General features: G+C 43.2%; 29 protein-coding genes. 15 read left to right on the forward strand and 14 right to left on the reverse strand.

What is annotated here, in order from left to right; translation table 11 throughout:
• Positions 1-28: 28 nt before the first annotated feature.
• The 6 genes from Q4591_RS15120 to zapE form a co-directional block, all read right to left on the reverse strand.
• Positions 29-682, reverse strand: a complete 654-nt coding sequence (locus tag Q4591_RS15120) for a tetratricopeptide repeat protein (protein WP_102440124.1) — start codon at positions 680-682, stop codon at positions 29-31.
• 194 nt (positions 683-876) lie between these two features.
• A complete protein-coding gene (locus tag Q4591_RS15125; protein WP_076539144.1) occupies positions 877-2,172 on the reverse strand; it encodes an adenylosuccinate synthase in 1,296 nt (431 codons plus the stop codon).
• Between the two features lie 67 nt (positions 2,173-2,239).
• Positions 2,240-2,428: a DUF2065 family protein gene (locus Q4591_RS15130; RefSeq protein ID WP_102440112.1), complete on the reverse strand. Its 189-nt coding sequence runs from the start codon at positions 2,426-2,428 to the stop codon at positions 2,240-2,242.
• A 167-nt stretch (positions 2,429-2,595) separates the two neighbouring features.
• Positions 2,596-2,988 carry a 30S ribosomal protein S9 gene (gene rpsI / locus Q4591_RS15135; RefSeq protein WP_076539149.1) on the reverse strand — a complete coding sequence of 131 codons (393 nt, stop codon included), beginning with the start codon at positions 2,986-2,988 and terminating at the stop codon, positions 2,596-2,598.
• A gap of 15 nt (positions 2,989-3,003) precedes the next feature.
• On the reverse strand, positions 3,004-3,435 hold the full coding sequence (gene rplM / locus Q4591_RS15140; protein WP_076539151.1) for a 50S ribosomal protein L13: 432 nt from the start codon (positions 3,433-3,435) through the stop codon (positions 3,004-3,006).
• A gap of 242 nt (positions 3,436-3,677) precedes the next feature.
• On the reverse strand, positions 3,678-4,790 hold the full coding sequence (gene zapE, locus Q4591_RS15145) for a cell division protein ZapE (RefSeq protein WP_102440111.1): 1,113 nt from the start codon (positions 4,788-4,790) through the stop codon (positions 3,678-3,680).
• Between the two features lie 233 nt (positions 4,791-5,023).
• Between zapE and Q4591_RS15150 the strand changes: the two genes are divergently transcribed.
• The gene (locus Q4591_RS15150; protein ID WP_102440110.1) at positions 5,024-6,376 is read left to right on the forward strand and encodes a DegQ family serine endoprotease; all 1,353 of its coding nucleotides are present in this window, start codon (positions 5,024-5,026) and stop codon (positions 6,374-6,376) included.
• 116 nt (positions 6,377-6,492) lie between these two features.
• Positions 6,493-7,566 carry an outer membrane-stress sensor serine endopeptidase DegS gene (degS, locus tag Q4591_RS15155; protein WP_102440109.1) on the forward strand — a complete coding sequence of 358 codons (1,074 nt, stop codon included), beginning with the start codon at positions 6,493-6,495 and terminating at the stop codon, positions 7,564-7,566.
• Positions 7,567-7,676: 110 nt separating this feature from the next.
• Here the strand turns inward: degS and murA are convergent, their stop codons facing one another.
• The 7 genes from murA to Q4591_RS15190 form a co-directional block, all read right to left on the reverse strand.
• Positions 7,677-8,936 carry a UDP-N-acetylglucosamine 1-carboxyvinyltransferase gene (murA, locus tag Q4591_RS15160; RefSeq protein ID WP_102440108.1) on the reverse strand — a complete coding sequence of 420 codons (1,260 nt, stop codon included), beginning with the start codon at positions 8,934-8,936 and terminating at the stop codon, positions 7,677-7,679.
• A 27-nt stretch (positions 8,937-8,963) separates the two neighbouring features.
• Positions 8,964-9,215, reverse strand: a complete 252-nt coding sequence (locus Q4591_RS15165; RefSeq protein WP_076539160.1) for a BolA family protein — start codon at positions 9,213-9,215, stop codon at positions 8,964-8,966.
• Between the two features lie 25 nt (positions 9,216-9,240).
• Positions 9,241-9,537 (reverse strand): lipid asymmetry maintenance protein MlaB, encoded by a 297-nt coding sequence (locus Q4591_RS15170; RefSeq protein ID WP_076539162.1) that lies wholly within the window; start codon positions 9,535-9,537, stop codon positions 9,241-9,243.
• On the reverse strand, positions 9,534-10,178 hold the full coding sequence (locus tag Q4591_RS15175; protein ID WP_241904092.1) for a phospholipid-binding protein MlaC: 645 nt from the start codon (positions 10,176-10,178) through the stop codon (positions 9,534-9,536). The genes Q4591_RS15170 and Q4591_RS15175 overlap by 4 nt, the downstream gene beginning before the upstream one ends.
• Positions 10,179-10,208: 30 nt before the next feature.
• Positions 10,209-10,682, reverse strand: a complete 474-nt coding sequence (gene mlaD, locus Q4591_RS15180; RefSeq protein WP_102440106.1) for an outer membrane lipid asymmetry maintenance protein MlaD — start codon at positions 10,680-10,682, stop codon at positions 10,209-10,211.
• Between the two features lie 73 nt (positions 10,683-10,755).
• Positions 10,756-11,541: a lipid asymmetry maintenance ABC transporter permease subunit MlaE gene (gene mlaE / locus Q4591_RS15185; protein WP_102440105.1), complete on the reverse strand. Its 786-nt coding sequence runs from the start codon at positions 11,539-11,541 to the stop codon at positions 10,756-10,758.
• The gene (locus Q4591_RS15190; RefSeq protein ID WP_102440104.1) at positions 11,528-12,355 is read right to left on the reverse strand and encodes an ATP-binding cassette domain-containing protein; all 828 of its coding nucleotides are present in this window, start codon (positions 12,353-12,355) and stop codon (positions 11,528-11,530) included. Before Q4591_RS15190 ends, mlaE begins: the two co-directional genes overlap by 14 nt.
• 183 nt (positions 12,356-12,538) lie before the next feature.
• Between Q4591_RS15190 and Q4591_RS15195 the strand changes: the two genes are divergently transcribed.
• The 13 genes from Q4591_RS15195 to Q4591_RS15255 all read left to right on the forward strand — a co-directional run bounded on the left by Q4591_RS15195 (position 12,539) and on the right by Q4591_RS15255 (position 22,955).
• On the forward strand, positions 12,539-13,501 hold the full coding sequence (locus Q4591_RS15195) for a calcium/sodium antiporter (RefSeq protein ID WP_102440103.1): 963 nt from the start codon (positions 12,539-12,541) through the stop codon (positions 13,499-13,501).
• A gap of 68 nt (positions 13,502-13,569) precedes the next feature.
• Positions 13,570-14,547 carry a KpsF/GutQ family sugar-phosphate isomerase gene (locus Q4591_RS15200; protein WP_076539174.1) on the forward strand — a complete coding sequence of 326 codons (978 nt, stop codon included), beginning with the start codon at positions 13,570-13,572 and terminating at the stop codon, positions 14,545-14,547.
• A gap of 1 nt (position 14,548) precedes the next feature.
• Entirely contained in the window at positions 14,549-15,115 is a 567-nt protein-coding gene (kdsC, locus tag Q4591_RS15205; protein WP_076539176.1) for a 3-deoxy-manno-octulosonate-8-phosphatase KdsC, read from the forward strand.
• Positions 15,112-15,672: an LPS export ABC transporter periplasmic protein LptC gene (gene lptC, locus Q4591_RS15210; RefSeq protein ID WP_303413838.1), complete on the forward strand. Its 561-nt coding sequence runs from the start codon at positions 15,112-15,114 to the stop codon at positions 15,670-15,672. The genes kdsC and lptC overlap by 4 nt, the downstream gene beginning before the upstream one ends.
• Positions 15,659-16,369, forward strand: coding sequence for a lipopolysaccharide transport periplasmic protein LptA (lptA, locus tag Q4591_RS15215; RefSeq protein ID WP_102440100.1), 711 nt, complete (start codon positions 15,659-15,661; stop codon positions 16,367-16,369). The genes lptC and lptA overlap by 14 nt, the downstream gene beginning before the upstream one ends.
• Positions 16,369-17,100 carry an LPS export ABC transporter ATP-binding protein gene (gene lptB, locus Q4591_RS15220; RefSeq protein WP_076539182.1) on the forward strand — a complete coding sequence of 244 codons (732 nt, stop codon included), beginning with the start codon at positions 16,369-16,371 and terminating at the stop codon, positions 17,098-17,100. The genes lptA and lptB overlap by 1 nt, the downstream gene beginning before the upstream one ends.
• A 134-nt stretch (positions 17,101-17,234) precedes the next feature.
• On the forward strand, positions 17,235-18,719 hold the full coding sequence (locus Q4591_RS15225) for an RNA polymerase factor sigma-54 (protein ID WP_102440099.1): 1,485 nt from the start codon (positions 17,235-17,237) through the stop codon (positions 18,717-18,719).
• A gap of 23 nt (positions 18,720-18,742) precedes the next feature.
• Positions 18,743-19,030, forward strand: coding sequence for a ribosome hibernation promoting factor (gene hpf, locus Q4591_RS15230; protein ID WP_076539186.1), 288 nt, complete (start codon positions 18,743-18,745; stop codon positions 19,028-19,030).
• Between the two features lie 2 nt (positions 19,031-19,032).
• A complete protein-coding gene (gene ptsN / locus Q4591_RS15235) occupies positions 19,033-19,476 on the forward strand; it encodes a PTS IIA-like nitrogen regulatory protein PtsN (RefSeq protein WP_102440098.1) in 444 nt (147 codons plus the stop codon).
• Positions 19,473-20,321 carry an RNase adapter RapZ gene (rapZ, locus tag Q4591_RS15240; RefSeq protein ID WP_102475893.1) on the forward strand — a complete coding sequence of 283 codons (849 nt, stop codon included), beginning with the start codon at positions 19,473-19,475 and terminating at the stop codon, positions 20,319-20,321. The genes ptsN and rapZ overlap by 4 nt, the downstream gene beginning before the upstream one ends.
• Before the next feature lie 25 nt (positions 20,322-20,346).
• Positions 20,347-20,619: an HPr family phosphocarrier protein gene (locus tag Q4591_RS15245; protein ID WP_102440123.1), complete on the forward strand. Its 273-nt coding sequence runs from the start codon at positions 20,347-20,349 to the stop codon at positions 20,617-20,619.
• A gap of 198 nt (positions 20,620-20,817) precedes the next feature.
• Complete coding sequence (mgtE, locus tag Q4591_RS15250; RefSeq protein ID WP_102440096.1) at positions 20,818-22,179, forward strand: magnesium transporter; 1,362 nt, start codon at positions 20,818-20,820, stop codon at positions 22,177-22,179.
• A 476-nt stretch (positions 22,180-22,655) separates the two neighbouring features.
• On the forward strand, positions 22,656-22,955 hold the full coding sequence (locus tag Q4591_RS15255) for a transposase (RefSeq protein ID WP_102440095.1): 300 nt from the start codon (positions 22,656-22,658) through the stop codon (positions 22,953-22,955).
• A gap of 1,437 nt (positions 22,956-24,392) precedes the next feature.
• Here the strand turns inward: Q4591_RS15255 and Q4591_RS15260 are convergent.
• Positions 24,393-25,043, reverse strand: coding sequence for a hypothetical protein (locus Q4591_RS15260; protein WP_303413829.1), 651 nt, complete (start codon positions 25,041-25,043; stop codon positions 24,393-24,395).
• Between the last annotated feature and the right edge of the window lie 183 nt (positions 25,044-25,226).

A 25,226-nucleotide genomic window follows, 5' to 3' on the forward strand; every position in this document is an offset into this window, starting at 1 on the left:
CCAAATAATTTACTCCCTCGTGGGAGTCTTAGCGGTTGTGCAGCTGTGGCTGCTGTGCTCGCTCTATTATACTGGCGGGCATTTTAGCGGCTAACATCTGCAATAATGATGTGGCTTTTTTCTGTGTCGCGGCATCATTAAATACGCTGTTATATAACCAATGGTAACCTAATTGATAATCAACAGGGCTACCATAACCTTCGCCGTATAGGCGAACTAACATCAATCTTGCAGGCAGATCGCCATTGGCTGCTGCCGGCATCACATATTGCACTGCTCGATTTTTGTCTTGCACTACCATTTCACCGTGATAGTAATATTCGGCCAGTTTCAGCATCGCCTCAGCGCTACCTTGCTCTGCAGCAGTTTGTAATAACGCCATGCCACGGGAAGCGTGTTTATCTACACACACACCATGGTTGAGCATTTCGGCCCATAAAAACTGATACATGGGCTGCTGGAGTACTTCTGCTCTAGCTTCAATATCTTGCACTAGTTGGCAGTCATCGCGTTTAACTTGCTTTAAATAAACATCATTGCGGATCAATTTAATTAATTGCTCATCACCATAGATATCCACCGCGGTTAATTCAGCAACAGCTAAATTCGGCAGTAAGCACAACACCAACAAACATAAACGCAGCATAACGATTCTCAATGACACTTTAGTTACTCTATGCATCGGCATTATAGCCTATATCTTGAGTATTAACTGCACAAACAACAATATTTAGTGGTTATTTGAATTGCCAAAATGATTTTAAAAAAGCAGTAAAAAGAAGAGAAATTGCGCGGAGTTACAGTTTCAATTTTATCGTCTAAGGTTTGTTAATTCTGCATATTAAAAAGGCCGCTAAATAGCGGCCTTTTTATGTGTTAGTTAAATGGATTAACTAATACGATTGTCTCGTTTCTGTCAGGACCGGTTGATACGATATCAACAGGCGCTTCAAGTAACTCTTCGATACGAGCAATATAATTAAGCGCTGCTTGTGGCAGTTGCTCAATTGAAGTCGCACCAAAGGTAGACTCACTCCAGCCAGGCATAGTTTCGAATACAGGAGTAACCTGTTCGTAACCTTCAGCTGCAAGTGGTGTGACAGTTTCTACAGTTCCATCAGGATACTGGTAACCAACACAGATCTTAACTTCTTCAAGACCGTCAAGAACGTCAAGTTTAGTTAGGCAGAAGCCGCTAACACTGTTGATTTGAACTGCACGGCGCATTGCCACAGCATCTAACCAACCTGGACGACGTTTACGACCAGTAGTTGCACCAAACTCTTGGCCTTTATGACCTAAGTAATCACCGATCTCATTCTCAAGCTCTGTTGGGAAAGGACCTGCACCTACACGTGTAGTGTAAGCTTTCATGATACCTAGAACATAATCTAAGTGACGAGGACCAAAACCAGAACCGGTAGCGACGCCACCTGCTGTAGTGTTTGATGAAGTCACATATGGGTATGTACCATGGTCGATATCAAGTAATGTACCTTGTGCACCTTCAAACAAGATAGGCTCACCCGCTTTACGGGCTGTATCAAGTAATTCAGTAACATCAGTACACATACTCTTAAGATAATCAGCAATTGCTAATGCATCATCAAGGGTAGTTTGATAATCAACTGCGTCACAGTCATAGTATTCAGTCAGCATAAAGTTGTGATATTTCATCACTTCTTTTAATTTAACTGCGAATAACTCTGCATTGAATAAATCACCAACGCGTAGACCACGACGAGAAATTTTATCTTCATAAGCTGGACCAATACCACGACCCGTTGTACCGATAGCTTGATTGCCGCGCGCTTTTTCGCGAGCTACATCAAGAGCACAATGGAAAGGTAGGATCAGTGGACATGCTTCTGAAATAAGAAGACGCTCTTCGACAGGAACTCCACGCTCTTTAAGCATGTTGATCTCTTTCATCAAAGCATCAGGAGCCAATACCACACCATTACCGATAATGCATTTCACATTATCACGTAAAATCCCTGACGGAATTAAGTGAAGTACGGTTTTATCGCCGTCAATTACCAGAGTATGACCAGCATTGTGGCCGCCTTGGTAACGAACTACATATTTTGCCTGTTCTGTTAGAAGGTCGACAATCTTACCTTTTCCTTCGTCACCCCATTGAGTGCCGAGTACTACTACGTTTTTGCCCATCGTCTGCTGCAAGGTTGCGGTATAAAGGCGAATTTTAACAGATTTAGGGGGGTAATATGCAAGTATTTTATGCGAAAATTATTAATAGTACTATGCCGGCAGAGACTAGGCAGCCACCTAACCGCCTGAGATTATTCTTATTTTGCATCGAAAATTCGGCTAAATATTTTTTCCATTGCAGCGGAAATAATAAGGGTCCGATACCTTCAAGTACCAAAACAAGCCCCATGGCAAACATCAACATTTGAAAATTCATGGTCTAGTTCCACTATTTGGTTTACACATTAGCAAAAAACATCGACTACACCATAACGCTTCTAAGCGGTCATCGCATTACATCGAATGACTAATTGGCGTTTTTACCTAAAAAAAGCCAATAAAAAACCCAGCATATAGCTGGGTTTTTTGAATTCTGAAAACGTATTAACGTTTTGAGAATTGTGGCTTACGACGTGCTTTACGTAGACCAACTTTCTTACGCTCAACTTTACGAGCATCACGGGTAACGAAACCAGCAGAACGTAAAGAAGGACGTAGAGCTTCGTCTAACTGAAGCAATGCACGAGTAATACCGTGACGAATTGCACCTGCTTGGCCAGTGGTTCCACCGCCCTTAACAGTTACATAGATGTCAAGTTTGTCAGTCATTTCAACTAGCTCTAGAGGCTGACGAACAACCATGCGAGCAGTTTCACGACCAAAATATACATCTAGTGGACGTTGGTTAACAACGATTTGACCACTACCTGCTTTAGCGAATACGCGAGCAGTTGATGTTTTACGACGGCCAGTGCCGTAGTACTGAGTTGCAGACATTAGCTTACTCCCGTATTAGATATCAAGAACTTGAGGTTGTTGTGCAGCATGGTTATGTTCAGTGCCAGCGTAAACTTTAAGCTTACGGAACATAGCACGGCCCAAAGGACCTTTTGGTAACATACCCTTAACTGCTTTCTCGATAATCATTTCAGGCTTATGATCTTGCAGCTTTTCAAAAGAAATCTGCTTAATACCACCGATGAAACCTGTATGTGAGTAGTAAATTTTGCCTTTAGCTTTGTTACCAGTCACAGTAACTTTCTCAGCGTTAATAACGATGATGTAGTCACCAGTGTCAACATGAGGAGTATACTCTGGCTTGTGCTTACCACGTAAACGAGTAGCAATTTCAGTAGCGATACGACCTAAAGTTTTACCTTCGGCATCAACGACGAACCAGTCACGTGTGACTGTTTCTGGTGTAGCAGTAAATGTAGTCTTCATTTTTACAAAAACCCAATGTTTAAAATTCTGTCTCAATGCTGAATGCGGAATGCAAACAACACAATGACCATTTCAAAGCCCCTTCGAGCTGAAATTGGTTTAAATCGTCCACCCAAATTCGGTGGAGTAACGAGGGCAGGTGGCGGATTATAGACAAAGCTGAGTTAAAAATCACCTAATTTCTGATAGTTTTCTAAAAAACTTCTCTGGTGCTTTAGCTGATTTCATCCCTCAATAACTATTTATGGTAAATGCTCCAACATTAAATAGTCATGTGATTGCATTTCAATCAATCTTGAGCGGCAGCGTCTAAACTCAAAACTGAGTAAACCATCTGTGTAAATATCTTCTAATGAAACTTCAGCAGAAATAATTAACTTCACATTACGCTCATAAAATTCATCTACCATCGCGAGAAATCGCCGAGCAATATCATCACCGGTTGTGGCTGAGCCCATTTGTTCAAGCCCACTTAATAGAACGGTATGGTACAAACGAGCCACTTCCATATAGTCGCGCTGGGATCGAGGGCCGTCACATAAGTCTCTAAAGTTGGCCAATAGCACCCCTTGGGATTGCTGGCGAATATTCACCTCACGGCCTTCAATTTCAATGGCGTCAGTGAATACTTCTGATTCTGGAGCAAGCTGGGCAAAATAGCTTAACAAGTTGGTGTCAGCCTGCTCATCCAGTGGGTAGTGGTAAATCTCAGCTTGCTCAAGGGTTCGTAAGCGATAATCAATACCCGAATCCACATTAAGGATTTCGCAGTTTTGGTTTATTAAGGCGATTGCGGGTAAAAATCTTGCGCGCTGTAAGCCATTTTTATAGAGGTCATCGGGAATGATGTTTGAGGTGGCCACTAACGCGACCCCTTCTTTAAATAAGTGTTGGAACAAGGTGCCCAATAACATGGCATCGGTAATGTCAGAAACAAAAAATTCATCGAAACATATGATGTTATATTGCTGCGCCATTTTGTTAGCAATAGTAATTAATGGGTCCTGAACACCGTCAAGTTCGCCTAAGTCATGGTGTAGCTGGTGCATAAAGCGATGAAAGTGGGCCCGCAGTTTTTTCTCTGTTGGCAGCGCATCAAAAAAAGTATCCATCAAGTAAGTTTTACCACGACCTACTCCGCCCCATAAATATAAACCTTTGACGCTAGGGGCTGATTTTTTAAGGCCGATTGAACCTAAAAGCCGACTCAATGAGGACTGCTGAACATCGGCTGCGATAAGTTCTTCATAAACACGTTGCAATGACTTTACCGCTTGCTCTTGGGCTAAATCATGGGAGAAACCTTCACGGGTTAAATCTTGCTGGTAATGCTGCCAAGGGCTTAACTGCGACACGGGGACTACTCTCTATATACTGCTGAAAATTCCACACAACCATAACATATCCCCCTTAGCCGGCGTAACGGTAAACCACATAAAAATTAACCTTTGTTAATGATGGCTGAACTTATTGAAACTTAGAACACTCCGAGGTTATATAGTCAATACAGCTAAACTGAAGTTGTATTTACGCCAGTCACCCATAATATGTGTATAAGCAAAGATTAATTTTCAAGGAGCAAGAAACAATGAAACCCAAATTAACCTTAGTTTCAGCAGCGATATTATCCGCCTCTTTATCGTTAATGCCGGCGTTGTCCCAAGCTGCAATTCCACAAACTGTTAATGGTCAAGCGCTACCTAGCCTCGCTCCCATGCTAGAAAAAACAACTCCCGCTGTCGTCTCTGTTGCAGTCAGCGGCACCCAAACCTCTAAACAACAAATTCCCGATGTGTTTCGATATTTCTTTGGCCCTAACGCCCCCCAAGAACAAGTGCGTGAACGCCCTTTTAGAGGCTTAGGATCAGGGGTCATCATTAACGCCAAAGAGGGTTACATCGTCACGAATAACCACGTTATTAATGGTGCTGATGAAATTAAAATTGGTCTGCATGATGGCCGTGAGATTGACGCAAAACTCATTGGCTCAGATCCTGAATCTGATATTGCGCTATTACAAATAGAAGCGAAAAACCTTACCCAAGTGAAACAAACCAACTCTGATGATATCCGTGTCGGCGATTTTGCTATCGCCATTGGTAACCCATTTGGTTTAGGGCAAACCGTGACTTCAGGTATTGTTAGCGCCTTGGGCCGTAGCGGTTTAGGGATTGAAATGCTGGAGAACTTTATCCAAACTGACGCCGCGATTAATAGTGGTAACTCAGGCGGCGCCTTGGTTAATCTTAACGGTGAGTTAATCGGTATTAATACCGCCATTGTGGCCCCCGGTGGTGGCAACGTCGGTATTGGCTTTGCTATTCCGGCTAATATGGTTAACAACCTAATTAATCAAATTATTGAGCATGGTGAAGTTAAACGTGGCGTGCTTGGCGTTATGGGCCGAGACTTAGATAACGAATTGGCCAAAGCATTTGGTCTAGAAACCCAGCATGGCGGTTTTATTAGTGAAGTCATGCCTGATAGCGCCGCAGACAAAGCAGGTATAGAAGCGGGTGACATCATTGTCAGTGTCAATGGTAAGCAGATTAAAAACTTCCAAGCCTTGCGAGCAAAGGTCGCCACTATGGGCGCTGGTGCTAAAGTTAAAATTGGCATCATTCGCGATGGTGATAATGAAACCATTAATGTCACCCTTGGTGAGTCAAATAGCAGTTCAGGCACCAGTGCTGATGCATTACACCCAATGCTTGAAGGGGCTGAGTTAAGTAATAGCCGTAAAGGTATTGAAATTGCTGAAGTGGCTCAAGGATCGCCAGCCGCCAGAAATGGACTCGAGAAAGGCGATTTAATTGTCGGGCTAAATCGCAGTAAAGTAAAAAGCCTTAAAGACTTAAAAGAGCAGCTAAAGACTCAGCAAGGCGCGGTCGCATTGAAAATATTGCGTGACAATAAGCTGCTTTACTTGGTACTGCGTTAAAGCAGCACCGAATAAACCCTGTTGTTTTACCCAATAAGCATCGTAGCCCTGTTACGATGCTTAATTTTTTTAATCATGATAATATCTTGGGTACTTTTTCATAATTTAGTCAGCCAATGAATTTCAAAGACACAATTTTATATTTGACCAAAGCTGTGGCATTTGGATTAGTCATGGCGGCCGCTTTCATATTTGTTACTTCGATAACCAACAACAGTAATTTCAATAATGGCTTAACCACTACCCAGCACCACAATGACTTATCCTTTGCTAAAGCCGTTCGTCGAGCAGCCCCTGCTGTGGTCAATATTTATAGCCTTAGTTTAGATCAAAATAGCCCATTAAATTCAAGCTCGCTTCAAGGCTTGGGTTCTGGGGTTATCATGAGTAAAGAAGGCTACATTTTAACCAATTACCATGTAATTAAAAAAGCCGATGAAATTGTTATCGCGCTACAAGATGGCCGAAAATTTACCTCAGAAGTTGTCGGTTCAGATCCAGTCACCGATTTAGCGGTCCTTAAAATTGAAGGCGATAATCTACCTATCGTGCCGATCAATTTATCCAAACCTGCACAAGTGGGCGATGTGGTACTTGCCATTGGTAACCCTTACAACTTAGGCCAAACCATTACCCAAGGTATTATCAGTGCAACCGGCCGAAACGGCTTAAGTTCAGGCTATCTTGATTTCTTACAAACCGATGCAGCCATTAATGCCGGTAACTCTGGCGGTGCACTTATCGACACCACTGGCGAACTAATTGGTATTAATACTGCGGCATTTCAAATCGGTGATGAAGGTGGCGGGCACGGTATTAACTTTGCCATCCCAATTAAACTGGCTCACAGCATTATGGGAAAGTTGATTAAAAATGGCCGCGTTATTCGTGGCGCGTTAGGGATTTCAGGCGAGCCGTTAAGCCCTGTTATGGCGCAAATCCTCAACTTACCGGATTTAAAAGGCGTATTGGTCACCGCTGTTGATCCCAAAGGGCCTGCGGCAGATGCGAAACTGCGTCCAAGAGATGTGATTATCGCTTATGCAGAAGAGAGTGTTCCTGGGGTTGAAATGCTGATGGATAGAATTGCTGAAACAGCGCCCGGAGATAGCATCACAATGACCATCATCCGCGAAGGTAAGTCTTATGATGTGCCAGTGATTATTGGTGAGAAGGCTGTCGAACCTTAAGCACAAATTACAACTTAACCATTTAATCATAAAAAAGTCAGCTACCTTAGGTAACTGACTTTTTATTCTTTACTATAAAGCTTTGGCAAACAACTTAAGCAATCTACAGCTTATGCAATACGAACCACTTCACCGCCGATGGCTTTAAACTTCTCTTCGATATGCTCATAACCACGATCTAAGTGATATATACGATCAACGGTTGTCGTACCATCAGCCATAAGGCCTGCAATCACTAAACTCGCTGAAGCGCGTAAATCTGTCGCCATCACTTGCGCACCGTTCATGCGCTCAATACCATTAATGATGCAGGTGTTACCCTCTAGCTCCATTTCAGCGCCCATACGGCTTAACTCAGGTACATGCATAAAACGATTTTCAAAAATCGTTTCAGTCACATGACTGGTGCCTTCAGCTAATGCGTTTAACACACAAAATTGCGCTTGCATGTCCGTCGGAAAAGCAGGATATGGCGCAGTTTTAATATTAACCGCTTTAGGGCGCTTGCCTTGCATATCAAGTTCAATCCAATCGTCGCCAGTATTAATCACCGCGCCAGCATCTTCAAGTTTTGCCAGAACTGCTTCTAGGCTTGAAGGATCAGCGCTTAGACAGCGAATTTTTCCGCGCGTCACGGCTGCAGCCACTAAAAATGAGCCGGTTTCGATGCGATCAGGCATCACTCTGTGGTTACAACCAGAGAGTTTCTCAACCCCTTGAATACGCAAGGTTGCGCTGCCAACACCGGTAATTTTTGCGCCCATTGCAATTAAGCAATGTGCTAAATCATTAATTTCAGGTTCGCGAGCGGCATTTTCAATAATGGTTTCACCATCAGCTAAGGTCGCAGCCATCAATAGGTTTTCAGTGGCACCAACGCTGACCATATCCATAAAGATATGCGCGCCTTTTAAGCGGCCATCAACTCTGGCTTTAATATAACCTTCTTTTACCTCAATAGTAGCGCCCATTTGCTCTAGCCCTTGCAAATGCAAGTTCACAGGTCTTGCGCCAATCGCGCAGCCACCAGGCAATGAAACATCAGCGGTACCAAATCGAGCCAGTAACGGCCCTAAAATCAAAATAGAGGCGCGCATGGTTCTAACCAAATCGTATGGCGCACAAAACTCTTTGAGATTAGTGGTTGAGATCCGATATTGGCTATTGCCTAACTCAGTGACATCAGCACCAAGGCAGCGAAGTAATTCACAGGTTGTTTTTACATCGCGAAGGTTAGGTACATTCGAAATATTAAAGTCAGTTTCAGCTAAAACACCAGCAAACAGGATCGGCAAAGCCGCATTCTTAGCGCCAGAGATGGTCACATCTCCGGCAAGGGGCTTGCTGGCTTGTATTGTTAATTTATCCACACTAATTCTCTACACTCAGTATTACGCTTACATATTAAATAATTTTTCACGCTTCCACTGAGTCGGCGTAAAAGTCTTGATAGTAAGCGCATGTAACTCACCACTGGCAATATGTTCATTCAGTGGTGCATAAATGGTCTGCTGCTGCTTCACTTTACTCATAGCGTCGAACATTTCGCCAACTGCAACCACTTTGTAGTGGCTACCATCTGAAGTCACATGTACTTCATCTAGGGTTAACGCCTCTGATAAAATCTGCTCAATTACTTTGCAATCCATGAAATGTGCTACCTTAAATTCAATGCTATTGTTCTATGAAAAAGGACTCTAAATCATACAACTCGATAAGTTTTTTTAGATGCTTACTCGGATTAGCCAAGCTCCTTGGCTGAGTGTTGTCCCCATGACAATGACCTAAACATATTAGTTCAAGCAATAAGGCCACGCCTGCACTGTCAACATACTCTAAAGCAGACAAGTCTAACACTTGAGTCGTATCAGTAAACAATTGTTGTTGATTTGGCCACAATTCTCTGACCTCAACCTGAGTTAATTGCCCTTTTAGGTGACAAATATCACCTTGCTGTGAAAATTCAATCACGCAGCATTGCCCTCGTCCTGATCTAAGCGAATATTTTGGTTGGTGCGCTCATAAAGCATGTCGATGACCTTATCGACGCCTTTTTGGCGAATTAAATTGGAAATTTCTGATTGCTTTGACGCCAGTAAACTCACGCCTTCCGCCACCAAATCAAACGCTTTCCAGCTGTCATCTTTTAGACGTCTGGCTTTAAACACCACTTTAATGGGCGGGCGACCATCTTCAATAATTTCGACGCGGACATCGATCATTTTCTCGTTACTAAAATCAGCAGCCGGGAAAAACTGTACTTGCTGACCAGTGTACTCAGTAAAGGCTTGGGCATAGGTAGCCACTAAATAACCTTCAAAAGCATCCACAAACCGCTGACGTTGTTCAGGAGTCGTGTCACGCAGGTATTGCCCCATCACTTTATACGCGGCGTATTTATAATCAACATAGGGCATAAGCTCTTCGCGAACGATAACTTTTAAATAGCTTAAATCATTGTCAATGAGGGCTTTGTCTTTATCAAAACGCGCAAAGGTTTTCTCTGATACTTGCTGCACCAGCTTGAACGGATCATGGGTATCTATGTCATCAGTCGTCAGCTCTGCAGCACCAAGCTGGCTGATGCTTAACCATAAAAAGACACTTAACATAACGCGAATAAACTGCTTCATATACCGCTCCTACTTATCATCCGATGACATGCTATAGATTAACTGACCGATTAAGTCTTCCAGTACTAATGCTGAGCGCGTGTCATAAATTTTATCGCCATCAGCGAGCATCTCAATATCATCATCCATAAAGCCTGGGGTTAACCCCAAAAACTGCTCACCCAATAAACCTGCAGTTAAAATCGATAAGCTGCTGGTCTCTGGAAATTGATCATATTGCTTATCCATAGTGATGCTCACTATCGGTACAAGCTTTTTGGGGTCGAGCTGAATATCAGTTACCCTTCCGACAACCACCCCGCCCACTTTCACTGGCGAGCGTACTTTTAAGCCACCGATATTGCTAAATTCAGCGTGTAAACTGTAAGTTGCCTGATTAGGCTTAAGCTCAACATTGGCCACATTAAATACCAGCACACAAAATGCCACTAAGCCTGACAATAAGAACAATCCAACCAATAACTCTATTTTCCGTGTCAACATACGACTAAACCACTTTAATTAATGAATGTAAAATTTACCCAACTTACCTCCCGCTAACACTCAGCAGTTAACATCAATTGCCGAACATAATCGCTGTCAGTAAAAAATCGAGCGCTAACACTGCTAAACTCGCCTGAACCACAGTGGATGTGGTCGCTCGGCTAATGCCTTCGGGGTTGGGAATGACTTCATAACCACGATATAAAGATATCCAGGTTACCACTACGCCAAAAAGCACACTTTTGATTAAACAATTTACAATATCTTGGCGCCACTCAACCGATGCTTGCAGAATTGACCAAAAAGAGCCGCTATCAATGCCTTTCCATTCAACTCCCACTAAATGACCGCCGATAATGCCAACAAGACAAAACATCATCACTAATAATGGCAGGGTGATAACCCCCGCCCAAAAACGTGGCGCTATGATTTGGTGTAAAGGGTCAACCGCCATCATCTCTAAGCTTGATAACTGCTCGGTTGACTTCATTAAGCCAATTTCAGCGGTTAATGCCGAGCCTGCGCGCCCGGCAAAAAGTAATGCCGCAACCACAGGACCAAGCTCTCTTAATAAGCTCAATGCCACCATGGGCCCTAGGCTTTCGACCGTGCCAAAATCAGCCAGTACCGTATAAGCTTGTAATGCCAGCACCATACCGATGAACAGGCCAGAGACTATGATGATCACCATGGAGCGAACACCCAACACATAAACTTGCTTGGTGATTAAGCCAATATCTTTTTTAACATTCGGCCAACGGGCAATAGCGCCCCATAACATCAGCCCTGCTCGGCCTAGACCTGAAATAAAATCCAAAGCAAAGCGGCCAATATTACTGATAAAGTTAATCACGTCCACTTAACATCTCCTGTTGATAGTCTTCAGCTGGATAATGAAAAGCCACCGGCCCATCGGGTGCTCCATGAATAAATTGCTCAATTTGTGGATTGGTTGAAGCCCGTAATTCAGCAGGCGTGCCTGAAGCGATTACTTTTTTCTCGGCGATAACATAAACATAGTCGGCAATACTCAATACCGCATCCACATCGTGGGACACGACCACCGAAGTCAGCCTCAATGTTTCAGATAATTCGCCAATCAATTTCACCAGCACCGCCATCGAAATAGGATCTTGACCGGCGAAAGGCTCGTCATACAAAATCATTTCAGGCTCAAGTGCTATCGCCCGCGCCAATGCAACTCGGCGCTGCATGCCGCCGGATAACTCATTGGGCATCATCAGAGCGGCGCCCCGCAGCCCCACGGCTTGCAGCTTCATCAACACAATCTTACGAATAATAGTTTCAGCTAACCCTGAGTGCTCACGCAGCGCAAACGCCACATTATCAAACACATTCATATCGGTAAAAAGCGCCCCACTTTGAAACAACATACTCATGCGCTTTCGCTGCTCAAATAATTGTTGCCGCTTCAGTTGGTGAATGTTTTGCCCAGCAAAAAGCACCTCACCACTATCAGGGGTTAATTGACCGCCGATAAGTTTAAGTAAGGTGGTTTTACCTATGCCACTTGGCCCCATAATGGCGGTCACTTTGCCAGTTGGAATGCTGAGACTGATATCATCAAAGATAACCTTAGTCCCTCGGCTAAAGCCCATGTTCTTAACTTCTACAAGGGCTGACCTAGTGGGCTCTAAACTTGGAGTAGACATATCTATAGAGGAAATAATAGCCTTCCTAGAGAACGAGATGTAGAGCTGAAGTGTACGAAATTGTGTAAGAACCTACAACAAATCAATCACCATGCGTTACAATCCCTAACAATTTTCGCAATAGCGACGATTTTTGTTAATATCTGACAAAAATATCGCCATAACTCAAATAATTGGAACAAGATGCTTTTTAATATCATGATGCTCATCGTCGGATTGGGCGCATTAGTTTGGAGCGCAGATCGCTTTGTTTACGGAGCTGCCGCCTTTGCTAGAAACTTAGGCCTGCCACCAATGTTAATCGGTTTAACCATTGTGGCCATGGGCAGCTCAGCGCCAGAAATGCTGGTTGCTGCCACCGCATCAATGGAAGGCATGAGCGATACTGCAATTGGTAACGTGCTCGGCTCAAACGTGGCTAACATCACCTTGATATTAGGGGTTACCGCATTGTTTGGGGCTATTTCAGTTCGCTCAGAAACCTTAAAGCGTGAAATTCCAATCATGATTGCGGCAACCGTATTAGCTGGCTACCTTATTCACGACGGCATGCTCACCCGTGTTGAAGGTGGGGTATTATTAATCGCATTTTTCGCCTTGATGGGCTATTTCATTTGGAGCGCGATGCGAAATAAGAAAAAAGATGTCCTAGCTGATGAGTCTGACGCAGAGATCCCTAAAAATGTACCCACATTACATGCTATTATCTGGATCATTGTTGGTATGGTGTTATTGCCACTCTCGGCAGACTGGATGGTGACGGGCGCGGTAGGCATTGCCAAGACATTTGGCTTGTCAGATCTGGTCATCGGCTTGACCATTATTGCCATTGGCACCAGTTTACCGGAACTAGCAGCATGCATCGCTGGCGTCCTAAAAAAAGAAGACGACCTCGCGATTGGTAATATTGTTGGCTCAAACATTTTTAATATTTTAGCAGTGCTGGCCATTCCAGGGCTGATTGCCCCAGGTGAAATCGACATAAATGCAAGCGGTCGAGATTTTTACATGGTACTAGCAACCAGCACCGCATTAGCAGTACTGGTATTATCGAGTGGCGCTAAAAAGCAGCTTACTCGCTGGCATGGAGCCCTTTTATTAATCGTCTTTATTGCGTACCAAGTTGTCTTATTTCAATCACAATAATGGGGCATAAAGATGTGTGACTCACCAAAGCGTAACCCGAAATCGCTTTGGACAATAGAGAGATACATATGACAGAACAAACACAATTGCGCCAATGGGGTCGTCAAGTCATTGATATTGAAAAGGCAGCATTAGATAACCTTTATCAATATGTAGACTCAGACGAGTTTGGCCAAGCCTGTGAACTCATTTTAGAATGTAAAGGCAAAGTCATTGTCATGGGCATGGGCAAATCTGGCCACATTGGCAATAAGATTTCTGCCACACTCGCCAGCACAGGCACGCCTGCATTTTTTGTTCACCCTGGCGAAGCAAGCCATGGCGACTTAGGCGCTCTGGCAAAAAATGATATTATTTTAGCCATATCAAATTCTGGTGAAGCCAGTGAAATTCTCACCTTAATGCCCGTTATACAGCGCATGGGGGTCCCGGTAATCGCGATTACGGGTAAACCAGAATCCAATATGGCCAAGCTATCTAAACTGCATTTATGTATTGAAGTGCCTGAAGAGGCCTGCCCATTAGGGCTAGCACCAACATCAAGCACTACCGCAACCTTGGTGATGGGTGACGCCTTGGCCGTAGCATTATTGCAAGCGAAAGGCTTTACCCGTGATGATTTCGCCCTATCCCACCCTGGTGGATCTTTAGGTCGTAAACTATTACTTAAAGTCAGCGATGTAATGCACAAAGGCGCTGATATTCCACAGGTGAAAAGTGAGCTCTGCATTACTGAAACCCTATATGAGATCTCAAATAAAGGTTTAGGTATGACTGCAGTGATCGATAATGCAGACAAGCTAGTCGGGATCTTTACTGACGGTGATTTACGCCGCGTCATCGATGCTGAAGTGAACCTGCGTACTACCGCTATTGCCGATGTAATGACAACCAACTGCATTACCATCAGCCCAGGTATTTTAGCCGCGCAAGCATTACAGATTATGGAAGAAAAAAGTATTAACGGTTTAATTGTCGTAGACGAGAACCAACGCCCAGTCGGCGCACTTAACATGCTCGATATGGTTAAAGCTGGAGTCATTTAACATGTCATTACACGAAACACTGCACCAAGGTTTTTACGGCCCAATCTCTGATGATGTTTGGCAAAAAGCCAAAAAAATTAAGCTGCTTATTTGCGATGTCGATGGGGTATTTTCCGATGGCCGTATTTATTTAAGTAATGCAGGGGAAGAGTTAAAAGCATTTCATACCCGTGATGGTTATGGCATTCGCTCTATTTTAACCAGTAATATTCATGTTGCTGTGATAACCGGGCGTAAATCTGCCATTGTGGAAAATAGAATGACCGCTTTAGGTGTCACTCATATTTATCAAGGTGTTGATGATAAACTAGTGCCTTACCAAAGCCTGTTAGATACCTATGGCGTTAGCCCAGATGAAGTCGCCTATATTGGTGATGACATGGTTGACTTACCTGTGATGAAACAGGTTGGCCTTGCAGTTTGTGTGGCTGATGGCCATCCTTATGTTAAACAACATTGCCATATGACCACCACCATTAACGGCGGAAATGGCGCATTACGTGAACTCACCGATTTGCTATTACTTAGCCAAGATAAGTTTGAAAATGCCCACGGAATGAGTATATGAGCCGAGTGACCTTCGCTATTATCGGATTTTTTGGCGCAGCCTTAGTCCTTTATTGGCAAGTACAAGTTAAACGTAGTCAGATGGAGGCAAGTAAATTGCCAGCCCCTGCTCGCCCTGATTTTATCGCCAATGACTTACGCACCACTGAATTTAATGAGCAAGGTTTAGTGCAAAGCCGAGTCTCAGCGAAATACATGGAGCACTTTCAGCAAAGTAATGAAACCATGTTTACTGAGCCTGTCTACCTTATTTATCCTGAAAATGGTGAAGCCGAATGGCAATTAAGCGCAGATTTAGGCAAGCTGAATAATGAAACAGGCAAAGTAGTTTTAGAAAATAATGTTATTATTGATGCAATAAACATCGACGAGCCATTACAATCTTTGACAACCACCATGTTGGCACTCGATATGAACACCATGATTTTGACCTCAGATAGACAAATTTTTGTTACTGGGTCAGATTTTAATATACAAGGTTTAGGCCTGTATGCTGATTTAAATGCTCAAGAACTTGAACTTTTAAGTCAAGTAGAAGGAACGTATGAAGCAAAGTAAACTTTTGATTGCCTCACTACTCAGTGTAGTCAGTATTGCCAGCGCCTATGCAAAAGAAGGCGATTTACAGCAAGAGCTTAAAGTCGCAGCTGTGAGCCAAAAAGCTGACATAAAAAACAATCAGGTCATCTTCTATGGCCCAGTTAATGTGACTCAAGGGTCGATTAACATTAATGCCGACGAATTACGCGCATTTGGCACCGAAAGCGGCACCCAAAAAACCATGGTTGCCACAGGTAACCCTGCGACATTTTCCCAAGAGTTAGATGATGGCCGTATTGGTACTGCCAGTGCCGATGAAATTAAATATGAGCTTGCCACTAGCATTTTAACCTTAACGGGTAATGCTAAATTGGACCAAGCTGGCAGCCAGGTTACTGGTAACCTAATTAGCTACAACATTGAAAAGCAGCAGTTAATTGCTGAAAGCACCGGTACTGGTGAAGATCGGGTTATCACTATTTTTCAACCAGAAAGTCACCCAGACTTGATTGATTCTGAAAAGAAAAAAGATGAGCAACCACATTTACCAGACAGCGCTAAACCCGGTGATGATACGCCACCAGCTATAATTGAAAACAACAATTTATCTGCTGTAGAGGCTGTGAACTCAACTGAAACACCCGAAGTAACTGAATCACTTAACGCTGAGGCGCAGGCGACATTGTCAGCCCCAGCAGCTGAGCAAAATGACTAATGACCCAAATTACGTTAACCGCTGAAAATCTCGCTAAGAGTTATAAAAGTCGCCAGGTAGTAAAAGATGTCAGCCTGACGGTAAAAACCGGCCAAATTGTTGGCTTACTTGGCCCTAATGGCGCGGGTAAAACCACCACCTTTTATATGGTCGTAGGCCTAGTCAAAAGTGATAAGGGCCGCATTCTGATCGATGAAGATGATTTAACCGCAGATCCAATGCATTTGCGCGCCCGAAAAGGCATTGGCTACTTACCTCAAGAAGCCAGTATTTTTCGTAAGCTCACAGTACACGATAATATAATGGCAGTGCTTCAAACTCGCAAAAGCTTATCAAATGAGCAGCGCATTGAAGAACTGGAACATTTATTAGAAGAATTTAACATAACTCATATCCGTGATAGCCAAGGTATGGCGTTATCGGGAGGCGAGCGTCGCCGAGTTGAAATTGCACGCGCATTAGCGGCAAATCCTAAGTTTATTTTATTAGATGAACCTTTTGCAGGGGTAGATCCTATCTCAGTAATCGACATCAAGAAAATTATTCAACAACTTAAAAGCCGTGGTTTAGGGGTGCTAATTACCGACCATAATGTCCGTGAAACACTTGATGTGTGTGAGCGAGCATATATTGTGAGTCACGGAAACTTGATTGCTGAAGGAACACCTGCTGAGATCTTAGTCAATCAGCAAGTTAGGTCGGTATACTTAGGTGAACAATTCAAGCTATAGTTAGCACTATTCAGTTTTTAGTATGGCATTCGCGGCCAACAACAAACCTTAATCTAGTCTATTTTTCTAGGATCATAAACTAGCGCCCACACTGTTCGTCGCGATGATGTAATTCAATTAGGGACAAGCGGTACATGAAAGCCTCACTCCAACTCAAAATGGGTCAACACTTAACCATGACCCCACAGTTGCAACAAGCGATTCGCTTATTGCAACTTTCCTCATTGGAGCTACAGCAAGAAATTCAACAAGCACTTGATTCAAACCCGCTATTAGAGCTTGAAGACGAATTCACTAAAGCCAAAGAGCCCGTAAAAGAAAACGCCCTGCAAACTGACACCGATTTTAGTGATAATAGCCAAGTCACCATAGAAAAAGACACCTCAACGGTTGATACCACTGAATCGCTCACTAAAGATTCTATGCCTGAAGAACTCCCTATGGATACCACATGGGATGAGGTGTATACCGCCTCGCCGACTTCTGGCTCTGGCGCAGTATCGAGCGGTAATGATATGCCGTTTCAAGGCGAAACCAGTGAAGGCTTGTATGAGCATCTTGAATGGCAAAAAAACCTCACTCCCTTTTCTGAAAATGACTTAGTGATTGCAACCGCCATTATTGATGCCATTGATGAGCGCGGTTACCTCACCCAGAGCGTTGAAGACATTTTGCAATCCTTAGGCACTGACGATATCGAACTCGATGAAGTTGAAGCTGTACTTAAACGGGTACAACACTTCGATCCCGTCGGCATTGCAGCGCGAGATTTAAGTGAGTGTCTATTAATTCAATTAGGCCAATACCCTAATGAAATTCCTTGCATAGATAATGTTAAGTTACTGATTAAAGATCATCTTGATTTAATCGCCGGTCGTGACTTTAGGTTACTGATGCGTAAAACCAAGCTTAAAGAAGATGATTTACGTGAAGCCATTGAATTTATTCAAACGCTCAATCCACGTCCAGGCTTGCAAATTACCCCCATTAAAGATGAGTACGTCATTCCTGATGTTACTGTACTTAAAAAGAATGGTCGCTGGGTGGTCGAGCTAAATCCCGATAACATGCCTAAAATTGGCGTTAATCAGCAATATGCAGCTATGGCCAAAGGCGGTTCAAGCCAAGCTGACAGCCAATTTATTCGTGGTCATTTACAAGAAGCTAAATGGTTTATCAAAAGCATCGATAGCCGTAATGAAACCTTACTAAAAGTGGCTAACTGTATCGTACAATTTCAGCAAGGTTTCTTTGAGTTCGGTGAAGAAGCCATGAAGCCGATGGTGCTCAATGATATTGCTGAAGCGGTTGAAATGCACGAGTCGACCATTTCACGGGTCACGACCCAAAAATACATGCATACCCCCCGTGGACTTTTTGAACTTAAATATTTTTTCTCAAGCCATGTAAGTACCGATGATGGTGGAGAATGCTCTTCTACAGCAATTCGCGCATTTATTAAAAAGCTCGTAGCTGCAGAAAACCCGAAAAAGCCTCTTAGTGATAGTAAAATGGCGACACTATTGGCTGAACAAGGGATTAACGTTGCTCGACGTACGATAGCCAAATATCGAGAGGCAATGCTCATCCCTCCCTCAAACCAACGCAAAAGCTTATAACTTTTGTTATTGGAGGATGACCTATGCAAATTAACCTGACTGGAAACCATATTGAAATAACTCAATCTTTACGGGAATACGTGCAAACAAAATTTTCAAAGCTTGAACGACACTTCGAACAGATCAATAATGTTCACGTTGTGCTCGATGTTCAAAAGCTACAACAGATTGCCGAAGCCAAACTGCACCTAAAAGGCGGTGAAGTGTTTGCTGTATCGCGTAACGCTGATATGTATGTGGCAATAGACGCCCTGATAGATAAGCTAGACCGTCAGGTAATTAAACATAAAGAGAAACTCACTAAGCATTAACGATGGAACTTCGTACCATCCTGCAGCCGGCGTGCACTACCTGTGCCACTCCGGGCAGTAAGAAAAAGGTACTGGAATTAATCAGCAATTTAATGGCTGCCCAGTACCCAACCCTTTCTTCACAGGCTATTTTTGAAAGTCTAATAGCGCGTGAAAAAATGGGCAGTACAGGTATAGGAAATGGCATAGCAATTCCACATGGGCGCTTAGATAATATCGAAGAACCCATTGCTATTTTAATCAAATGCGAAGAGCCAATCGCCTTTGATGCCATAGACAAGCAACCTGTAGATATTTTATTTGCGCTTCTTGTACCTGCAGATCAGTGCCAGCAACACCTAAGCACATTATCTAGCATGGCAGAGAAACTCAGTGATAAATTGATACTTAAACGACTTCGAAAGAGTCATGACGCTACAGAACTTTATCAGGTTATTACTGCATGAAACTTGTCATCGTATCGGGACGTTCAGGTTCAGGAAAATCAGTCGCACTGAGAGTGCTTGAAGATTTAGGTTATTACTGTGTTGATAACCTGCCACTGCCACTGATTGGCAGCCTGCTTGAACAGCTTAAAGATAGTAACGAGCTTGTCGCCATTAGCGTCGATGTGCGTAATATCGAAGAGCAAGGCAAAGTACTCAAAGAGCAAATTGCTTTACTGTCTGACGATACCAGCATTACCAGTTTCTTTTTAAACGCCAACGATAAAGTGTTACTGAAGCGTTTTAGTGAGACCCGCCGATTACACCCACTGTCTAAGAATCAAATTTCGTTACAAGAAGCCATTAAGCTTGAGGGGCGGTTACTCGAACCCATAGCCAAAATGGTTGATCACTATATCGACACCTCGCAAACTAATATCTACGAATTGAGCGATCATGTTCGGCAAATCTTGCTAGGCAGTGTTGATAAAGAATTAGTGGTACATTTTGAGTCATTTGGCTTTAAGCATGGCATGCCGGCTGAAGCAGACTTTATGTTTGATGTGCGCTTTTTACCGAATCCGCACTGGGAGCTTGAGTTAAGGCCCTACACAGGCCTAGATGCGCCCGTGCAAGAGTTCTTAGAGCGACAGCCTTTGGTGAATAAGTTTATCTGGCAAATTGAAAACCTTTTTGACACTTGGATGCCACATTTAGAGCGTAATAACCGCAGCTACCTGACCATTGCCATTGGTTGTACTGGCGGTCAGCACCGTTCGGTTTATATTGCCGATCAGCTCGCTAAACGTTTCAACAACTCTAAGCACAAAGTCAGCGCCCGCCATAGAGAGCTTGGCATTGAATAAGCTAACCACAACGCCAGCCAAAACGGTGGCCTATTCAAAGCAAATTACCATCAGTAACAAGCTAGGCTTGCATGCGCGAGCGGCGACTAAATTGGCAATTTTAGCTACCGAGTTTGACGCAACTATCACCCTTATCCAAGGTGAGAAACAAGCCAGTGCTGCCAGTGTATTGGGGTTATTAATGTTAGAAAGTGGCATTGGTAAAATCATTACTGTTGAAGCTCAAGGCCGTGATGCAGAAAAAGCCCTTGAGGCCGTATGCAAGTTAATCAACGATAAATTTGACGAAGAAAGCTAACCGCCTGCGCCCAGTAACATCTCCAAGGAAACACAGCGACTCACCTTTACCATTATTTTATTAGCTATACTCAACACACCACCAAGCAGTATTAGCGTATTTATGAATTGCGCATCAAGCCATCAGATATTAGAAATTTCTTCATTCTTTCCGGTGAGTTAAGTTAACATTTCATCATCGTCTTTTCAGGAGTAGCCAATGGGTATTGAAGTCATCGACAGCGAACTGACCGAACAACGTCTTAATCAGCTTACACAAGCATTAGGTAGCGGTATGTTTGTTCATGTCAGAAATATGCTTCATGACATGGCCGCCTCCGATGTCGCATTAATTCTTGAATCATCACCGCCGAAAACTCGTCAAGTGTTATGGCAACTGATTGATCATGAGCAAGCGGGTGAAATCCTAGAAGAACTCGGTGAAGAGTTAAAAGATTCACTCATCAGCGCTATGACCCCAGAAAAAGTAGCCCAAGCCACCTCTGGGATGGATACCGATGACTTGGCTTACATCTTAAGAAGTTTGCCAGATGCTGTTTATAAAAAAGTACTGCAATCCATGAGCAGTCAAGACCGCCATCGCGTCGAACAAGCACTGTCATACCCTGATGACACCGCTGGCAGTATCATGAATACAGATACGGTCACTTTGCGTCCTGACGTTAATATTGATGTGGTATTACGCTATTTGCGCCAGCGCGGCAACTTACCCGATACCACAGATACCTTATATGTGGTTGATCGCAACGATCATGTGCTTGGTGGGGTGCGCCTTGCCGATCTACTCACTTGTGATCCTAATTCAACCATTCGCAGCATCATGGATCCTGAATTAGAAAGCATCCCTGTGGACATGCCTGATAATGAAGTGGCGCAATTATTTGAACGCCATGACTGGATTTCGGCCCCAGTGGTAGATGAAGCGCAAAAATTATTAGGCCGTATTACCATTGATGATGTGGTCGATGTTATTCGTGAAGACGCCGAACACTCAATGATGGGGATGGCGGGTATGGATGACGATGAAGATACCTTTGGCCCCGTAATGAAAAGCACCTTCAGACGCTCGCTATGGCTTACCATTAACTTGTTTGCCGCCTTACTTGCTGCATCAGTAAGTAATATGTTTGAAGGCACGTTAGAGCAATTTGCCACCATCGCGATTTTAATGACTATTGTCCCTAGTATGGGCGGTGTGGCAGGCAATCAAACCTTAGCTCTGGTTATTCGTGGTATCGCCTTGGGTCATATTGGCCAAAGTAACTCCCGTTGGCTTATCGGTAAAGAATTAGCCATTGGTTTTCTTAATGGCCTCATGTGGTCGGTACTGGTCTTCTTTGCAGTGTGGCTATGGAAAGGTGATATGGCACTGGGCGGTCTCATTGGCGGCGCGATGCTCATTAACATGACCGTTGCCGGACTAGCGGGGGCCAGTATTCCGCTCATACTTAAAAAACTCAATATCGATCCGGCATTGGCTGGCGGTATGGTACTAACCACAGTCACCGATGTGATTGGCTTATTCGCCTTTTTAGGCTTAGCGACCATTTTCTTAATGTAGCGCCGTAAAACCCCCTCTCTCATCAGCATAAAAAGCGGCATTTATTGCCGCTTTTTTGTGCCTTAAAACCATAGAGTTTTAATGGTTACTTTTGTTTACCAATTAAAACCAATTCGCACCAAAATAGTACTTTTGCACCAAGATGTTTCACGCCCACTTTTTAGAGCTAACACTTTAAAAAAATAAGTCACTGTAATAAAAGGGTAAAATATTTATTTCATAATTGGCACAAGTATTCCATTGAGTTACGTATCACTAAAGAGGTAGCTTTTAATTTGACCAATTTAGTGGAGAAATTTAAGCCTTATAAATTTGAATATCAGCAGGAGTCGATAATGAAATTATTACACACATGTTTGAATCTTTGTCGTAATCAGTGCCACTTTTATAAGCATGTAGGCTGTAGCCTATGGGAAGTAGAATAGTCTTATCGTTAAGCCGACGAAGTTAATCGCTTTTAAATGCTTGGAGCTAATATGTCAGCACAAACAAAGTTTTATCCCGAGAGCTTTCAGCAGCAAGTGATCGCTGAAGTGAAGCAACATAATCGATTAATTTCTGATGTTGCTAAGCAATACTGCATCTCAGCAAAAACGGTTTACCAATGGGTTAAAAATAAAGAAACCGCGATGACATCAAAAACTAATGCCGAGGGCGTGACCACTCGCAAGCGTACACAAGCTAAACAGAAAAGCGCTTTAGTGTCAGAGATAGCTCACTTACAACTTAAGTTATCTCAGCTGAATCAGCAGCTGTTATCGATTAATAGCAATTAGTGGGGATTAACACAGTTCCGACAAACTTGATTGAATTAAACGCTGCCCCCATCGGCAATTAATTAGCGACAAATCTATTGTAAAATATAGAGCTGTTCACCCTCAGGTTTGTCAATTTTATTACATAAAAAGCTGATATAAAGCAGCTATGTAAGCTAAAAACCTGCAACAGGGACTAACAATAATAATAGGTCGCAGGAATGCCAAAAGGCAGTGTAAGGCCGGTGCTAATGAAAGGATGTCATTGGTGCCCGTGAATACGAAACGAATGGATTTTAAGACTGTTCCGGCAGGTTTGATTCGATAAGCGCACCACCCCAAGTGCACTTATTAAGAAGCTAATATTCCGACGATAAAGGCTTTTAAACAATCAAGCTTGTCAATTTTATTCAAGCTCAGTGACTGCATTCCCCCCATGATTGCAGTATCACTGAATTGAAACCTGCAACAGGGACTAACAATAATAATAGGTCGCAGGAATGCCAAAAGGCAGTGTAAGGCCGGTGCTAATGAAAGGATGTCATTAGTGCCAGTAAAGACAAAACGAATTGATTTTATAACGATTCCGGTAGGTTTGATTCGATAAGCGCACCACCCCAAGTGCACTTATTAAGAAGCTAATATTCCGACGATAAAGGCTTTTAAACAATCAAGCTTGTCAATTTTATTCAAGCTCAGTGACTGCATTCCCCCCATGATTGCAGTATCACTGAATTGAAACCTGCAACAAGGCTAACAATAATTATAAGTCGCAGGTATGCCTACAGGCAGGTAAACCACCCTAAAGTAAGGATGTCACTAGGGTGATTGGAGATAGATTCAGGCAGATTTGATGTGTTGCTAACTGTTCCCCAGCAGTGAGCAATAGAGGTTTTATTAGGGCTTAAGCGCCCAAGGTAATACTTCTATCAACATGGCTAATTTATCCGTTTCAACAAGGTGACAGCACTCTCCCCCATGCTTGCATGGTCACTGAATTGAATACCTGCAACAAGGAATAATAACAATAATATGTCGTAGGCAAGCAACAGCGTAACCCTGATGAATGGAAGTCATAAGGGGAAATATTAAAAAGCATAAACTAGGAGATGTATTACGAGTATTAACTAATTTAACAACCAATAGCTTTGATTTGATTGATGGTCGTCCCCAGCGACTATTGATTATGAAAACATTCTATACCCCTTACTTCATGGAATTGCTTTCTACTATCAAACCTATTGAGTCCGTTGACGACTATTTGGACATGAGCAACTGCTTCTCTCCCCAGTTTTCGTAGTGAGCGAATGAATAAGTTTTCATCAACAACAGTTTTAATGCCGATACATTTTGTCGGTAGACAATGCACAAAAAGCCCTGATGGAAGGATCCATCAGGGCTTTTTTATCTTTAAACGTTATAAACGTTCTCAGCCTATGTAGAAACAGCGCCACTCAATTAGTCTTTTTCTGCGGCTAATCTCATATAGCGTTGTGATGACCAGTCAAAGTAATACTCTTGCCCTTGCCACTGATAAATTGTTCTGCCGTCTCTTTGGATAGCGCGGGCATTTTCAGGTAGCTGGGTTAAGCCACTGGCGTATTCAATACTGGTGGTGGATCGTTTCGGTGGAGACACCACTTGATGTTGCTGCGGTTGCACATAGTTTCTGCGGTAATGGCGATCATAGTAATCATAGCGATAGGGCGTTTGCCAGCCGTTATTCCAGCCTATGCCATTATTCCAGCCATAGCCCCAGCCATTATTCCATCGATTTCCCCACCGATTATAATAAGGGTAACGCCAACCGTTATTCCACCCCACACCGACGCCCCAGCGCACTGATGAACCTGAATGACGTGAATGACGTGAATGACCATGATGACGATCGGATGTAAGATATCGCAGTTGCGGCAAGCCATCAAAAGCTTGCATGCTAGCTGAAATCTTGTGGGGACTCGCGTCTTGAGCATTAGCCCCTTGGGCATTAGTGCTTATGCCAAGCATTAAACTCAAGCCTACAGTTACTGAGATATACCCTTTTAAGCTCATCAGATATAAAGCCGTAAAGCAGGTCTTTGGCAGTGTCTGTTGTGCTTCTTTGTTCATCTCACGCCCCCTTTGTACCTAAGCAGCATTTTCTACAGCAGCTAATATAGGGCAATTAAATGGCAATTACCCTATAAACAAGTCTAGCTCAAAACAACCTATAACCAATAACCATCGCTTAACCCTATTTTAGAAAAATGCTCATAGATACCGGCGCTATCTGGTTAATTCAAATCAACATCT

The organism is Shewanella sp. 3_MG-2023 (assembly GCF_030548765.1).
In the GTDB taxonomy this organism is placed as follows: Bacteria; Pseudomonadota; Gammaproteobacteria; order Enterobacterales; family Shewanellaceae; genus Shewanella.